This is a genomic window from Mangrovimonas sp. TPBH4, from assembly GCF_001280505.1.
Classification (GTDB): domain Bacteria; phylum Bacteroidota; class Bacteroidia; order Flavobacteriales; family Flavobacteriaceae; genus Mangrovimonas_A.
Map to the genome: position 1 here is coordinate 107,225 of NZ_LBIO01000057.1, position 13,916 is coordinate 121,140.

Annotated in this window: 15 protein-coding genes; 5 read left to right on the forward strand and 10 right to left on the reverse strand. The window is 38.6% G+C overall.

The genetic code is table 11. The features are described 5' to 3' along the window. Window positions 1-21 precede the first annotated feature (21 nt). Entirely contained in the window at window positions 22-846 is an 825-nt protein-coding gene (locus ZA05_RS13415; protein WP_053992202.1) for an ABC transporter permease, read from the reverse strand. A 21-nt stretch (window positions 847-867) separates the two neighbouring features. Beyond that, window positions 868-1,764 carry an ABC transporter ATP-binding protein gene (locus tag ZA05_RS13420; RefSeq protein ID WP_053992203.1) on the reverse strand — a complete coding sequence of 299 codons (897 nt, stop codon included), beginning with the start codon at window positions 1,762-1,764 and terminating at the stop codon, window positions 868-870. Between the two features lie 93 nt (window positions 1,765-1,857). Here ZA05_RS13420 and ZA05_RS13425 point away from each other — a divergent pair, with 93 nt between their 5' ends. Next, a complete protein-coding gene (locus ZA05_RS13425) occupies window positions 1,858-2,922 on the forward strand; it encodes a hypothetical protein (RefSeq protein ID WP_197276103.1) in 1,065 nt (354 codons plus the stop codon). Window positions 2,923-2,929: 7 nt separating this feature from the next. On the opposite strand, the gene ZA05_RS13430 is transcribed toward ZA05_RS13425, so the two are convergent. From ZA05_RS13430 to ZA05_RS13445, 4 genes are all read right to left on the reverse strand, one after another. Beyond that, complete coding sequence (locus ZA05_RS13430) at window positions 2,930-3,448, reverse strand: hypothetical protein (RefSeq protein WP_053992205.1); 519 nt, start codon at window positions 3,446-3,448, stop codon at window positions 2,930-2,932. A 24-nt stretch (window positions 3,449-3,472) separates the two neighbouring features. Next, window positions 3,473-4,426, reverse strand: a complete 954-nt coding sequence (locus ZA05_RS13435; RefSeq protein ID WP_082333779.1) for a COX15/CtaA family protein — start codon at window positions 4,424-4,426, stop codon at window positions 3,473-3,475. 83 nt (window positions 4,427-4,509) lie between these two features. After that, window positions 4,510-5,955 (reverse strand): CCA tRNA nucleotidyltransferase, encoded by a 1,446-nt coding sequence (locus tag ZA05_RS13440; RefSeq protein ID WP_053992207.1) that lies wholly within the window; start codon window positions 5,953-5,955, stop codon window positions 4,510-4,512. A gap of 74 nt (window positions 5,956-6,029) precedes the next feature. After that, window positions 6,030-6,599 (reverse strand): L-threonylcarbamoyladenylate synthase, encoded by a 570-nt coding sequence (locus ZA05_RS13445; RefSeq protein ID WP_053992208.1) that lies wholly within the window; start codon window positions 6,597-6,599, stop codon window positions 6,030-6,032. A gap of 69 nt (window positions 6,600-6,668) precedes the next feature. On the opposite strand from ZA05_RS13445, the gene ZA05_RS13450 reads away from it, so the two are divergent. Beyond that, window positions 6,669-7,559: an ATP-grasp fold amidoligase family protein gene (locus ZA05_RS13450; protein ID WP_053992209.1), complete on the forward strand. Its 891-nt coding sequence runs from the start codon at window positions 6,669-6,671 to the stop codon at window positions 7,557-7,559. Here ZA05_RS13450 and ZA05_RS13455 read toward each other — a convergent pair. Both ZA05_RS13455 and ZA05_RS13460 read right to left on the reverse strand, forming a co-directional pair. Further along, complete coding sequence (locus ZA05_RS13455; RefSeq protein WP_053992210.1) at window positions 7,546-8,652, reverse strand: glycosyltransferase family 4 protein; 1,107 nt, start codon at window positions 8,650-8,652, stop codon at window positions 7,546-7,548. The two genes, ZA05_RS13450 and ZA05_RS13455, sit on opposite strands and share 14 nt — an antisense overlap. Further along, window positions 8,652-9,509, reverse strand: a complete 858-nt coding sequence (locus ZA05_RS13460) for a glycosyltransferase (RefSeq protein WP_082333780.1) — start codon at window positions 9,507-9,509, stop codon at window positions 8,652-8,654. Before ZA05_RS13460 ends, ZA05_RS13455 begins: the two co-directional genes overlap by 1 nt. A gap of 108 nt (window positions 9,510-9,617) precedes the next feature. Between ZA05_RS13460 and ZA05_RS13465 the strand changes: the two genes are divergently transcribed. Beyond that, the gene (locus ZA05_RS13465; protein ID WP_053992212.1) at window positions 9,618-10,391 is read left to right on the forward strand and encodes a lipopolysaccharide kinase InaA family protein; all 774 of its coding nucleotides are present in this window, start codon (window positions 9,618-9,620) and stop codon (window positions 10,389-10,391) included. Here ZA05_RS13465 and ZA05_RS13470 read toward each other — a convergent pair. Next, on the reverse strand, window positions 10,388-11,149 hold the full coding sequence (locus ZA05_RS13470) for a glycosyltransferase family 2 protein (protein ID WP_053992213.1): 762 nt from the start codon (window positions 11,147-11,149) through the stop codon (window positions 10,388-10,390). The two genes, ZA05_RS13465 and ZA05_RS13470, sit on opposite strands and share 4 nt — an antisense overlap. 39 nt (window positions 11,150-11,188) lie before the next feature. Here ZA05_RS13470 and ZA05_RS13475 point away from each other — a divergent pair, with 39 nt between their 5' ends. After that, on the forward strand, window positions 11,189-12,007 hold the full coding sequence (locus tag ZA05_RS13475) for a glycosyltransferase family 2 protein (protein ID WP_053992214.1): 819 nt from the start codon (window positions 11,189-11,191) through the stop codon (window positions 12,005-12,007). Window positions 12,008-12,011: 4 nt separating this feature from the next. Further along, window positions 12,012-12,836, forward strand: a complete 825-nt coding sequence (locus ZA05_RS13480) for a glycosyltransferase family 2 protein (protein WP_053992215.1) — start codon at window positions 12,012-12,014, stop codon at window positions 12,834-12,836. Here ZA05_RS13480 and ZA05_RS13485 read toward each other — a convergent pair. Continuing rightward, window positions 12,833-13,894 (reverse strand): glycosyltransferase family 9 protein, encoded by a 1,062-nt coding sequence (locus ZA05_RS13485; protein WP_053992216.1) that lies wholly within the window; start codon window positions 13,892-13,894, stop codon window positions 12,833-12,835. The genes ZA05_RS13480 and ZA05_RS13485 overlap by 4 nt on opposite strands. Between the last annotated feature and the right edge of the window lie 22 nt (window positions 13,895-13,916).

The window sequence follows — 13,916 nt, forward strand, 5'->3', positions numbered from 1 at the left end:
TAGCGCTGGCTATCAAATATATTATAAATCTCGACTTTTTAATAATTTGTAGGATAAAATGACAAATATGGCTGTCCAACCTAAAACAATTACAATTTCATACCAATGAACGGCGTAGTCATATGCCAAATCCATTTTTTCCGGAAATTTGGTCATCATGATCCGTTGAAAAGGTTGGTCAATGAGTTTATACATGGATTTCAGCGGGAAGAAATTTTGGATTTTTTCTGCAAGTTCAGCATTTGTTTGCCAAACAAGTATACCAAATACAATCCATTCCAAAATATAAAGAACAAACAGGAAGGCCAAAGCAAAGGCAGACCGTTTTACTAGCATTCCAAAAAAGAGACACAAGCTGAAAAAGCCAACCAATTTTACAAAATAAGCCACTAAGAAGTTGGTTTCCCTAAAGATAATGGCTGCTTCCTTATAGCTGGAATAATACATGCCTATGCAAAACGCAGCCAAGCCAATTAATAGGGTTGCGACCAAAGAGAAAAACACAATGGTGTAGAATTTAGACAGAATAAATTCCTTTTTACTTAGGCCATCAATTAGGTTTTGCTTTAAGGTTTTGTTGCTGTACTCATTGCCAATCATGCTTACTACCACAATAGCAAAAAAGAACTTGAACTGTGAAGCAAAAAATGTGGTAATGTGCCAAATGATGGGAAAATTAAAGACTCCCAATTCTCCCAATTCCAAGGTGAATAGGTTGAAGAAATTAATTTTTATAGAGGATAAAATCAATACTGTAAAAGGCAAAATAAATGAGATAAAGATCAATACTTTACTTACCCTGTTCAATAATAATTTTTGTAGTTCCAGATTTAAAAGACGTACCATAGGGAGGATGTTGGTTGTTGTTTATTTGTTGTCAGTTAGTTGTAAAAATTGTTCTTCTAGGCTTTCCTTGCGTTTCACCAAATGCGATAGGGAAATACCTTGTTCAAACATAAGTTTGTTGAAAGCGGAGGCATCCATAGGCTCGTTTAAAAATGCGGTTACCAAACCATTTTCAGTTTTAATTTTTCCGAAGGCAGTATTATGTTTCAAAATTTCCAAGAGTTTCGTTTCCTCAGTAGCCTTAAGTTCAAAGAACCCATGACTGTTAATCATTTCATCTACTCGGCCCGAATATAGTTTGACACCTTTTCTAAGCACAACCACGTGGGAACATACTTTTTCAACTTCGTCCAATAGGTGTGAGGCCAATAGGATAGTGGTGCCATTGGCGGCTATATTTTTTATAATCTCCCTAATTTGATGGATTCCTTGCGGGTCCAAACCATTGGTGGGTTCGTCTAAAATGAGGATTTCAGGATCGTTCAATAGGGCAGAGGCTATGGCCAAACGTTGTTTCATACCCAAGGAATAGGTGCGGAATTTATGGTCCTTTCGGTCCAACAAGCCTACAACTTCCAGTTTTTCTTGAATCTTTTCAAAAGGCACCCCTTTAATTTTGCAGACCAATTTTAGGTTTTGGTACGCGGTCATGTAGGGATAAAAATTGGGGCGCTCAATGATCGCTCCCACTTTTTTGAGAGCATTATGTGTGCTAATATTGCCATCAAACCAATGAAAGTTTCCTGAGGTTTTGTTGACTACGTTAAGGACAATGCCCAAGGTGGTGGATTTACCACTGCCATTAGGCCCAAGGATGCCATACACATTCCCTTTGTTGATAGTAAAACTTAAATCTTGAACGGCCGTTAAATAGCCAAATTTCTTGGTGAGATTGTTGATAGTAAGGATTGGTTCCAAAGTATTTTCAATTGAAAGGTTAAAAATATGACGAGCATTGTGGGCTTTTGTTACAAGGTATTTATAAAAGCCTTAAATTAGACTTCTTTTATCATTATGGACGATTTAAAAATATCCAAAAAAAAGCCATCCTACCCAATTGGCAGTAAGTTACATAATTATTTACAAGAGTATAACCGCAATATACGCTTGCCTATTTTTTATGAGGATTTGCTGAGGTTTCAAGGCTCTATTGTGGTGTATGACAACCATGGAGAGGATACTCTTTGGATTCGGGTTTATTATAACGAATTTGAGCGGGAAGAAATAGATTTGAGTCTGAAGCGAGTGTATTCCATACTGATATCCGATGGAAATGAAAGTATTTTTAAGTACCTAAATGTGGATGCCATAGATTATTGTACGTTTGGAAATTCTAAGCCTTTCCGCGTGAAAATCAGGAATGTCCTCAATGATAATTACACTTATTTTTATGTGAAAAAAGCCGATGCTTCCAGGGTTTATGGTCTAGAGTTTGAACATATGCTTTCGCCATATAATTTGAACTTCTTGGTATATAAAAACACCCTAATTGAGGAGCATATTGCAGGTATTCCCGGAGATGAATTTATCAAAAACATGTTGCCTGAGTGTTCCCATTCAGAAAAATCCCAAATAGCCAAAGAGTTTATAAAATTCAATGAACGTTGCATGATTCGGTTGTTGGGAGACATGCGTTCCTATAACTATGTTATTGTGCCCACTCACGATTTTGACCATGTGGTTTATAGAATTCGGGCTATAGATTTTGACCAACAATGTTACGAAGGGAAATTCAATGTGTATAGACCGCAATTTTTTAAGGAGAATTTTACGATGGTTGAGTTGGTGCGCGAGAAAATTCAAAAGGAGTCAATCGAGCAATATAAAGTTGAAGAGCGCTCTATTGTGGCAAGACGTATGATTAGTTATCATGACAGGGTTGCGGAGCTTTTGGAATGCATGGAAGAAGATACCATATCCATCCCAGAGCACGTAGAACAATTGCGTGAGTCTATTTATAAATATACTTTGGACGTGGAGTTTAGACGCAGTGAAACAATGGGCGCTATCATGAAAAATGCCTTGGATTTCGTGAGGCGAAATTACCAAGGCATGAATATGAAAAATTTCTTTTAAAAGTGTCCTAATTCCAGTTTTCGTCAAAGTCCAGACTTTCGTAATCGTCTAGATCCAGATCATCGTCAAATTCATTGAAGTCGTCCATCATGTCATCAGCTTCGAAAGCTTTTTCTGGGGCTTCATCTGGAATTTGACCGTGCACATACATAAGGTTAGGGTAGTCCATGCCATCGGCTTCCTCAACAATCTCTGCCAATTCCACAAAAAAGGTCCACATGCTCAAAAAGTCATACACATAAATCAACTTGGTTTGGCTTTCATGTACTACATCGTTTAATGTGGTTTCATTCATTAAACGCACCGAGTTCATGCCGTCTCCCATATCGAACAATGAGATTTCTTCCCCTTGTTCCCAAGTATCGTTACTCAAATAAAAAGAGGCCATTTCGTTGCCATCAAACCCGAAGGATTGGGTAATGGTATTGTGAAGGTCCTCCAAAGTATCGGTTTCTCGAATTTCCAAATCGCGAAACACATCATCTTCCGTATCGTTGTCCAGTATAATCCTAAATCTGTAAATCATATTACAAATGTAATCTATTTTCGGTTATTTGGTGAATCTGTGCAGCGTAAAAGTCATGGCTGCCAATAGGAAAAATGCGCCTATTTGGTGGGCTACACCCAACCATACAGGAACGTGATAAATCAGGGTAAGCACTCCCAATAAAAATTGCAAACCAACCATCACGAACAGGGCATCCAAACTCCTGTTCTGGTAGGAAGTAGGTTGCAGGCGTTTCCCTTTATACCATATCATGATGATGATGGCTACCACAAAGTAGGCTACAGTACGGTGCACGAACTGGACACCGCTTTTCCCTTCAATAAAGTTCTTTAAAACCGGGCTTTGTTCAATATAAACAGTTTCATGGATAAATTTTCCTTCGCTCATAAACGGCCAGAAGTTGTGGATAAAGCCTGCATCCAAACCGGCCACAAAAGCTCCGTAGATGATTTGTAACAATAATACGGCAAGTCCAATCCTAATAAGGTTTCTGAACTTTATATCGATGGTTTTTCTGTTCGGGAACATCAAGTCCAAGGCCACCCAAAAGGTGTAGGCAAAAGTGATAAAAGCTGTGGTTAAGTGGGCAGCCAATCTAAAATGGCTCACATCTGGACGGTCTACCAAGCCACTTTTCACCATATACCACCCCAAAAAGCCTTGAAAACCTCCCATAGCCAAAAGTACTACAGACTTCTTTATGGTGCTTTTGGTAAGCTGTTTGGTAATTAAAAAGTATAAAAACGGAATCAGGAATACCATTCCTATCAAACGACCTATCACGCGGTGTAACCATTCCCAAAAATAGATGTCCTTAAAATCCTGAAGATCGAAATGATTGTTCAGTTTCTGATATTCCGGGTATTGTTTGTATAGCTCAAAAGCTTCCTGCCATTCCACCTCATTCATTGGTGGGATGGTGCCCGAAATGAGTTTGTAATTGGAAATGGAAAGCCCAGAATGCGTCAATCTTGTGATGCCTCCTACAACTACCATAATAAAAATAAGAAGGCATCCTGTGAGTAACCAATAGATGACTTTTTTGTTGTCTTTTGTTGCGTTTGCCAAGGTGTGTGTGTTTACTGTTTTTTGGAAATTTGGTCTTTGGTAACAACAGCTTTAAGGCCCAATCGTTCTCCTTCTTTAAGCATCAATTCGTAAGCTGCTTCGTGCTCGTTTGGAATGTCGCCTTCCAAAATAGCTTCCTTGATAGCTTCTTTAATGATGCCTATTTCTCTTGAAGGTGTTAGATTGAAGGTTGCCATGATTTCTTCTCCCGAAACGGGTGGTTGGAAGTTTCTTACATGGTCGCGTTCCTCAACTTCCACAATTTTTTGCCGTACAATCTTAAAGTTGTTATGGTATTTTTTAAAGCGTTTTGGGTTTTTGGTGGTGATGTCGGCTTCACAAAGGGTCATTAAATCCTCCACATGATCTCCTGCATCAAACACCAAGCGTCTTACTGCAGAATCGGTGACCATATCGCTGGCCAAAATGATAGGGCGAGAGCTCATAAACACCATCTTTTGAACAAATTTCATCTTATCGTTCAATGGCATTTTGAGTCTTTTGAATAAACGAAAGACCATTTTGGAGCCTTCAAACTCGTGGCCATGGAAGGTCCAACCTACCTTTTTGCTAAAACGTTTGGTAGGCGCTTTTCCAATATCGTGCAACAATGCCGCCCAACGTAACCAAACATTTTCCGTGTTTAGGGAAATATTGTCTACCACTTCCAAGGTATGGTAAAAGTTGTCCTTGTGTCTTTGTCCTTCCACTTCATCAATGCCTTTAAGGGCGGTTAGTTCTGGAAGAATATAGTGAAGCAACCCTGTTTTTTCCAAAAGAAGGAAACCAATAGAAGGTTTTTCGCTTTCCAGAATTTTATTAAGTTCGGTTACAATGCGCTCTTTGGTAATGATGTTAATCCGTTCACTGTTTCGGCTAATGGCCTCCAAAGACGCTTTTTCAATTTTGAAGCCCAATTGCGTTGCAAAACGAATGGCTCGCATCATACGTAACGGATCGTCGCTATAGGTGATGTCTGGATCTAAAGGCGTACGGATAATCTTGGCTTCCATGTCCTTTAGTCCATTGAAAGGGTCTAACAAATCTCCAAAACCATCTTCAGACAAATTTAAAGCCAAGGCATTAATGGTGAAATCTCTTCGGTTTTGATCGTCTTCCAAAGTGCCATCTTCCACAATAGGGTTGCGGCTGTGCTCTTGGTAGCTTTCCTTACGGGCACCAACAAATTCAACTTCAATATCCTCATAACGCAACATGGCCGTGCCGTAGGTTTTAAACACTTGTACCTTTGGTTTGTTGGGCAATAATTGGGACACTTGTTTGGCCAATGCAATACCGCTGCCAACGGCCACAATGTCGATGTCTTTTTTAGAGTTTCTTTGCAGAATATGGTCTCTCACAAAGCCACCAATAACATAGGCATCAATTTTTAATTCTTGTGCCGCTTGAGATACAATTTTGAACAGAGGGTGCTTGAGTGCTTCTTTGTAATTCATCAATGAAATGCCAGTTTTCAAAACCTCAATTTCTAGGTTTTATATTGAAATTGATAGATTGAAAATTTAGGAGATTACTTCCTTATAATTTTAACCTTACCATCCTTACTAAGTTTAATAATAGAGGACGGTTTTGTTTTTGATTTTTCGCTGGGCAAATTTACAACATAGTCCACACCTTTTAAAATCTCCTCAGAGATTTCTTCGAAGGAAGTTGGGGTAGGTTGCCCACTGATATTGGCTGAGGTAGATACAATGGCACCGTTAAACTTTCTCAGTAACTGAAAACAGAAGTCGTTGTCTGGAATCCTGATGGCAATGGTGTCGTCGCTGCCCACGAGATTGGGAGCCAAGTTTTGTGGTCCGTCATAAATTATGGTGATAGGTTGCCCTGGAATGTCAAAGAAGTCAGGGGCCGCAGCAGGGATGTCTTTGACGTATTTTTTGAGCATGCGCTCATCTGCGACCAAGCAAATTAAGGCTTTGGAATCGCTGCGTTGTTTTAGCTCATACACTTTTTGGACGGCCTCAGGGTTGGAGGCGTCACAACCAATGCCCCAAACCGTATCGGTGGGGTAGAGGATGGTGCCGCCTAGTTGTAGAATTTTGGACGCTTCAATGGTTTCTTTCGTTATACTATTCATAATAAGTACTTAAAAAGCAAAGATAATCCTATTTGAATTATTATTTTTGCATCCCCTAAAATTTCAAACATGAACTTTTTTAGAAGAAAATACTACCGCCTACTCACAAATTATCACAAGTCGACAGGAAATGAAGTAGGCTTTGCAAAAGCCTCCTATAAGTTGAAAAACAATAAGGAGCTTGACCTGCATAACCCTAAGGAATTTGTGGAGAAACTGCAGTGGTTAAAATTCAACCTCTATGACGAATCTTATGGGAATTTTGTGGATAAATATGAGGTTAGAAAGTATGTGGAAGAAAAAGTTGGCAAGGAATACTTAATAGATTTGGTGGATGTTTATGACAATCCTAAAACCAAGGATTTACGGGACATGCCAGAGAAGTTTGTCTTGAAGGGCACCCACGGTTCGGGGTATAATATTATTGTTAAAGATAAATCAAAACTAGATTGGGACAAGACCACAGAGGAATTACAGGGCTTTTTAGACAAAAATTATTACCACAAGTATTTTGAGCGTGTTTATAAAGATGTGCAACCTAGAATTGTAGCTGAGCACTATTTGGACCAATTGGACAGTGACAACATTATCGATTATAAGTTTTTCTGTATTCACGGGAAGGTGGAGTGCATTTGGGTGAAAACCTTTGTAGATGGAAAGTACCGCAATTGTTATTACGATTTGAATTGGAAGAAAATAAGTCCAGATACCAATACTTCAAACTATTTATCCAAAGAAGTCAAAAGACCAGACAACCTTGAAGAAATGATCGAGGTGGCCGAAAAACTATCGGAGGAATTTGTGTTTATTAGGGTGGACTTATACTCTGTAAAGAACAAAATATATTTTGGCGAGTTGACCTTTTTCCCGTGGGGTGGATATAAAAGATTAACTGTTGAACACTTGAACCATAAGTTGGGCGAAAAAATAAAGCTTCCAGAAGATTCTATGACTTCATAGTTGCTTTGAGTTCTTCATAAAACTTTTTGGCAATGATTTCCTTGGTGAAATTTTCAACTAAAAACTGATAACCGTTGGTGGTCAATTTATTTTGAAGTGTTTCATCGGCCAATAAGTGTTCTACTTTATCGGCAAAATCGGTTGGGTTGCCAACTTCGGCCAACAAACCTGTTTCGCCATCAACAATAACTTCTGGAATGCCCCCGGCCTTGGCGGCTACAATCGGCACTTTACAAGCATAGGATTCCAATAGAACGCCACCCGTAGGTTCATTGTTGGAGGTGAACATAAACAAATCAAATTCAGGCAAAATGTTGGGGATGTCCTTTCTAAAACCGGCAAAAATGATGTGCTCGCCCAGTCCTTTTTGGGCTACGTAATTTCTAATGTCTTCTTCTAAGCTCCCTTTTCCTACCAAAATATATTTTGCTTTGATGTTGTTTCGGTTGACTAAAATTTCAACCGTATCAACCCAAGTGTAGTGGTCTTTAAAGCCTGTAAATTCAGCAATATTTCCTATGATTTTTAAGTCTTTAGGGATATTGAATTCCTCATGCAGAATTCCTGTAGGCGCTTGTTTTGGGAATTTCTCGATATCGGTCACACTGCCCACAATACAAAATTTATCATGGTTTTTTACGGCAGGTTTTAAGGATTCGACCACAGGTTGGGACACACAGATGATTTTTTCGATACCGTCATAATTGTACTTCCATTTTCTGAGAACATTGGTATCCACACGTTTTATGAGGGTTCTGCATAGCACCAAAGAGGTGTCAAGTTTATAGAATAATTTAGACATTACCGCCAAAGTGTGAGCTTTGCTGCTATGGATAAGCATGACATCTACGTGATGCTTTTCACAAATACGTTTGATGTCTTTGGCTAGGCCAAGATCATATTCCTTTTTGTAGTTATAAGGGATAATTTGCATGTTTTTGCTGGAAGCCACTCTGTAAACCTCAGAATCTTCCGGACACATGATCCATTGGTCTTCTACATATCCGTATTTTTTGAAAGCTTCGTACAGATAAATTATTTTCTGCTCATGGCCTCGCCATCCGTTTGATGCTGTAAACTGAATTAACCTCATTATTTTTTCAATTTATAAACCCCCAGTTCTTTTTTCAATGTTTTGCTCATCAGCACATAGTTGACATATAATTTGTTTTTCAAACTAAGTGCTTTCCATTCATTTTGTGATACTAGGTTTTGGTTTATGAAAGTGTCGATTTCTTTTGAGACTACAAAATCATTTTTTATAGCAAACCAATCTACATCATCGTAACCATCAAACAAATTCACCTTGTTTTTTTCATGGATGATGGACATCCATAATCGCTCTTTGGTGATTTTGATGATTCTATCTTCCGATTTCCACATATTGTGGTCACTCTGCCAAACCGTCTTGAAATTGTCTTTCTTTTCAATAAGGCTGATAAAAGGGTTGAATACGTGTTCCTTTTTGCCCAACATTACTTTTGGTGATATTTGAAGGGAATAGCCCTTTACAATATCAATGGCTAAAAAAGGTTGTTGGTTGAATTGTTTCTGAACGGTGTCAATGTAATGCTTGCTAATGCAATCATCATTATCTATTCTGGACGTGATAATGTAGTCTTTCGTGCTAGCATCCTTTGTGATGAAATCCATGATGGAAGGATGAAAACTTGCCATACCATCAATAAAAAAAGGTAAGATGATCTCATGCTGCTTTAAAAGCTCCCGAATTTGTGTCTTGAATTTATCAGGCGTTGAACTGTCGAAAAAAATGAGCCACTTAAAATTTTGATTGCTTTGCGCTAGAATACTGGGCAGACAAAAGTTTTCAAATAACCACATTCTATGTTCCATCCATTCATCATTGAGGAGGGTTTCGTTATTTTTTGTGGTATTCCAACGGGGATTTTTTAGGTTAAATCTAGTTATGAGGTAGTGTTTAAACATCATTCGGGGTGTATTCGGATGCAAAAATAATGTAAAATATTCGTTCCATTAAGATTGGACTGTGTTAACTATTTTTAAAAGTCTACTTTTGTAACGTGAAATTTAGTTAAAATGCCTACAAAAATTGTAATCGATCCCAAAGTAAATGTATCCAAACCAATCCTAGAACAAGCTTTGCAGCGTTTTGATTCTTCGGGTGAATTAATTGGAACCGGATATAGAAATGTGATTAAAATATTGGATATAAATGGCATACAGAGTAATGTGAAGTCGTTTAAGGTCCCTAATTGGATCAACCAGGTGGTCTACAATTTTTTCAGGAAAAGTAAGGCCCAACGTTCTTTTGAGTACGCTAGTAAATTGCAGAATATGGGCATTGGTACGCCGGATGCCATTGCTTATGTCGAGCATAAAACCCCTTTGTTTTTTAAGGAGAGTTATTATATCAGTAAGCAATTGGAGTACGATTTCACCATAAGAAAACTAATTGATGACCCTATGTGTGAGGATTACGAACGTATTTTACGCGGGTTTACTAGGTTCACGTACCAACTTCACGAAAAGGGAATTCACTTTTTAGATCACTCTCCGGGAAATACCTTGATAAAAAAAGTGGACAACGACTATCAATTTTACCTGGTGGATTTGAACAGGATGCGCTTTGAAAAAATGGATTTGGATATGCGTTTGAACAATTTTGCCCGTTTGTCACCCAAAGATTATATGTTGGATATTATCAGTGACGAATACGCCACATTAATTGGAGCACCCAAGGAAGAAATCAAGGAAAAGATGTATTATTTCTCAAAGAAGTTTTCCAGTGGGTTTAAAAAGAAAGAAGCCTTCAAGAAGAAGTACTTTTTTTGGAGGAAGAAAAAGCGCTAATGCAGGTTTTTGTACAATTCCCGAAGCTTCGTGTATTTTAAAAACGTGATGTTGGCCGTTTGAATGCAAATGACCAAGCCGTTTAAACCGTCCAAAAAGCCTAATCTTAGCACATACGACTTAAAAAAGGCCCAAGTTGGGTTGAAGACAATTTTCCAGATGCTAGCTTTTTTACCCAAATCAAAATAGGCTTTGGCGGCAATGCTTGAAAAATATTCTGTTTTTTGGTTGAATTCTGAATAGGTTTGATAGGTCCAATGCAGCAAGTCGCCTTTCAATTGCCCCGTTTTGGCTTTAGGGTCGTGCAAGACTACATTGTCGTGCGGATTGATGCCTTTCCAAGACGCTTTTCTACGATCGAAAACACGAAGTTTTCTGTTGGGATACCAATCGGAATGTTTGATCCACTGTCCGCAGAAATTATTGAAACGGTTACAGTAATACCCATCCCATTGCCAATTGTCTTTCAACATTAAAATAGAGTTCCGTAAGGTTTCCGAAAGGGCTTCATCACCATCCAAGGAAACGATATAATCATGGGAAGCTTGTTGGAGGGCAAAGTTTTTTTGTTCGATATATCCTAAAAATTGTTGTTCAATAAAAGTGACCTCGAACTTCTCACAGATGGATTTGGTGTTATCGTTTGAGAATGAATCAACCACCACAATTTCATCCACAACACCTACTAAGGATTGCAGGCAGCGTTCAATGTTTCGTTCTTCGTTATAGGTAATAATTACCCCTGATAGTTTGAGCATGGTCACCAAATTGGATGTAAAAATAGTATTTTTGCACTAATGGAAACACCAAAGGCCACTGTAATCATCAGCACATACAACCAACCGGAATGGTTGCAAAAAGTGCTGTGGGGATATGAAGTTCAAACCGAACCCAATTTCGAGATTCTTATTGCAGATGACGGGTCTTCTAGTGAAACCAAGGACCTAATAGATGGGTTTATAGCGAATTCATCCCTTAACATTATACATGTTTGGCAGGAGGACAATGGGTTTCAAAAGACCAAAATTTTGAATAAGGCCATTGGTTTGGCCAATGCCGAATATTTGATCTTTACGGATGGTGACTGTATTCCTAGACGTGATTTTGTGGAAACACATTTAAAACTTCAGCAATCCAATTGTGTGATTTCCGGAGGGTATTTTAAGTTGCCGGAACAAATTTCGAAGGCTATCACCCAAAAAGAGGTGGAAAGCCAACATTGTTTCAATGCAGAATGGTTGCTGGAGCAAGGCCTTGAAAAGACCTTTAAATTGAATAAATTGACCTCGTTTGGGGTAAAATCATGGTTTTTAAATACTTTTACACCTACAAAGGCTACTTTCGATGGGATGAATGTATCTGTTTGGAAACAAGATGTTTTGGAGGTGAATGGCTTTGATGAACGTATGGAATATGGAGGTGAAGATCGTGAAATAGGGGAGCGATTGATGAATAATGGCTTAAAGTTTATTCAGGCGAGATATAGCGTTATTTGCGTGCACCTTCATCACGAAAGACCCTATAAAAATGAAGCCGCTTTAAGTAAAAACAAAGCGATACGAAAGCAGACCAAAAAGACAAAATCTACCGTTACGGCCTACGGAATACAACAGTAAAGAGATGAGTAAACCAAAAATTTCTATAATTATCAGTACCTATAATTCCGAAGCGTGGTTGGAAAAAGTGCTTTGGAGTTATGCAGCACAAACCTATAAGGAATTTGAAATTGTCATTGCCGATGATGGATCAAAACAACCTACTTTTGATTTGTTGGACCGTATGAGAGCTGAGGTCGATTTTCCAATTGTGCATGTATGGCACGAGGACAATGGGTTTCAAAAGTCACAAATCCTGAACAAGGCCATTTTAAAATGTAAAGCCGACTATATTTTGATGAGTGATGGCGATTGTATCGCTAGGGAAGATTTTGTGCAGGTGCATATGGATTATCGCGAACCTGGGTTTTTCCTTTCAGGAGGTTACTTTATGTTGCCAATGTCCATTTCGGAAGTGATTACAAAAGACGATGTTATTTCCCAACGATGCTTTAGAGTGCACTGGCTCAAAGAGCATGGCCTAAAAGTGTCCTTTAAAAACAATAAGCTGACGGCTTCAGGTTTTAAAAGCAAATTGCTGAATGCCATGACACCAACCAATGCCAGTTGGAACGGACATAATGCTTCTGGTTGGAAAGAGGATATTTTGGCTGTCAATGGTTTTGATGAGCGTATGCAGTATGGCGGTCAGGATCGGGAGTTGGGAGAACGCTTATTTAATTATGGTATAAAGTCGAAGCAAATTAGGTATAGTGCCATTTGTTTGCATTTGGACCATCCAAGAGGCTATAAAAACCAAGAATCCATAGATAAGAATTTGGCCATTCGCGCTACCACCAAAAAGGAGAAACGGGCTTGGACCGATTTTGGTATCAAAAAGCCGGTTTAAAACTGATTTAGGTAGTTTTCCAATTTCGGTAAGATCAATTCAGGAGGGAAGGCCTCGTAAAGGGCAAACACATCATCTTTCATGTCACTTAAGGATTTCCCTTCATAAAGTTCTGGCTTTTCATCTTTAAGATGAACGGACACATTGGTGGTCCCATTTTCAAACATGTTCCAAGCTTCTTTTTTGATCCAGGGAGAAAAAATCGTGAATGTAGGCACCTCAAGTGCCTTGGCCATATTTACTGCGCCCCCTTCATTACCAATCAGTGCCGAACAGTGGTTGGTCAATGCCAAAAATTCCCTAATACTTTTACCAAAAACGTCGAAGTAGATATGTTTTTTTGTAGCCTTATTACAGAAATTGTAAACGGTCTTGGCTTCTGTAATTTGATTCGGAATATAATTGAATAAAATCTGTCCTTGGGTTTTGGCAACTATGGCATCAATAAGTTTGGCCATATGTGGCAAGGGATAGGTTTTGGTGTTGGCACTTCCCAAAACACCAATCATAAAAAGCGGTTGTTCTAAACTGATGCCTGTATTTACCAATCGTTCCTTGGCTGAAGATTTTTCATTATCGGTCAGATAAATTTTAGGTTTTATGATAGTTTCTGAAAGGGATTCAGAAATGGGGTGTAACAGTTGTAACCTGTTTTCTATGGCAAGCCCAGCGTTGGTAGCTGGTACTTTTTTGTTCTCAAACGTATGGGTGTAGATGTATGAAGTGTAGGATTTGTGTTGTGAAATCTTCATTTCGGCACCTGAGAAGGCGGCCATCAATCCACTGGTAAACTTGCTGTATACATCAACGACGATATCGTACTCCTCTTTTTTAATGACTTTCAGAAAATTCAAGAACTTCAATTTGCTCGCTTTTATTTCTGGAGTCACAAATAAAAACCGATCAATAAAAGGATTGTTCTCAACAACAGGATAGGTGTTGTTGTTGATGACGTAGTGCAGTTCACTCTTAGGATATTTCTTTTTGAGGGCCTCAAACAAAATACTTGTTGTGAGCACGTCACCAATCATTTTCTTTTGAATAATAAGTATTTTCACGTTTAAGGAAGTCGGTTAATAA

Excerpts from the sequence above, each read along its gene's own strand:
- ZA05_RS13415 (WP_053992202.1), bottom strand. The coding sequence starts at position 846 with ATGGTACGTCTTTTAAATCTGGAACTACAAAAATTATTATTGAACAGG.
- ZA05_RS13430 (WP_053992205.1), bottom strand. The coding sequence starts at position 3,448 with ATGATTTACAGATTTAGGATTATACTGGACAACGATACGGAAGATGAT.
- ZA05_RS13435 (WP_082333779.1), bottom strand. The coding sequence starts at position 4,426 with ATGGTAGTTGTAGGAGGCATCACAAGATTGACGCATTCTGGGCTTTCC.
- ZA05_RS13440 (WP_053992207.1), bottom strand. The coding sequence starts at position 5,955 with ATGAATTACAAAGAAGCACTCAAGCACCCTCTGTTCAAAATTGTATCT.
- ZA05_RS13445 (WP_053992208.1), bottom strand. The coding sequence starts at position 6,599 with ATGAATAGTATAACGAAAGAAACCATTGAAGCGTCCAAAATTCTACAA.
- ZA05_RS13450 (WP_053992209.1), top strand. The coding sequence starts at position 6,669 with ATGAACTTTTTTAGAAGAAAATACTACCGCCTACTCACAAATTATCAC.
- ZA05_RS13455 (WP_053992210.1), bottom strand. The coding sequence starts at position 8,652 with ATGAGGTTAATTCAGTTTACAGCATCAAACGGATGGCGAGGCCATGAG.
- ZA05_RS13460 (WP_082333780.1), bottom strand. The coding sequence starts at position 9,509 with ATGATGTTTAAACACTACCTCATAACTAGATTTAACCTAAAAAATCCC.
- ZA05_RS13465 (WP_053992212.1), top strand. The coding sequence starts at position 9,618 with ATGCCTACAAAAATTGTAATCGATCCCAAAGTAAATGTATCCAAACCA.
- ZA05_RS13470 (WP_053992213.1), bottom strand. The coding sequence starts at position 11,149 with ATGCTCAAACTATCAGGGGTAATTATTACCTATAACGAAGAACGAAAC.
- ZA05_RS13475 (WP_053992214.1), top strand. The coding sequence starts at position 11,189 with ATGGAAACACCAAAGGCCACTGTAATCATCAGCACATACAACCAACCG.
- ZA05_RS13480 (WP_053992215.1), top strand. The coding sequence starts at position 12,012 with ATGAGTAAACCAAAAATTTCTATAATTATCAGTACCTATAATTCCGAA.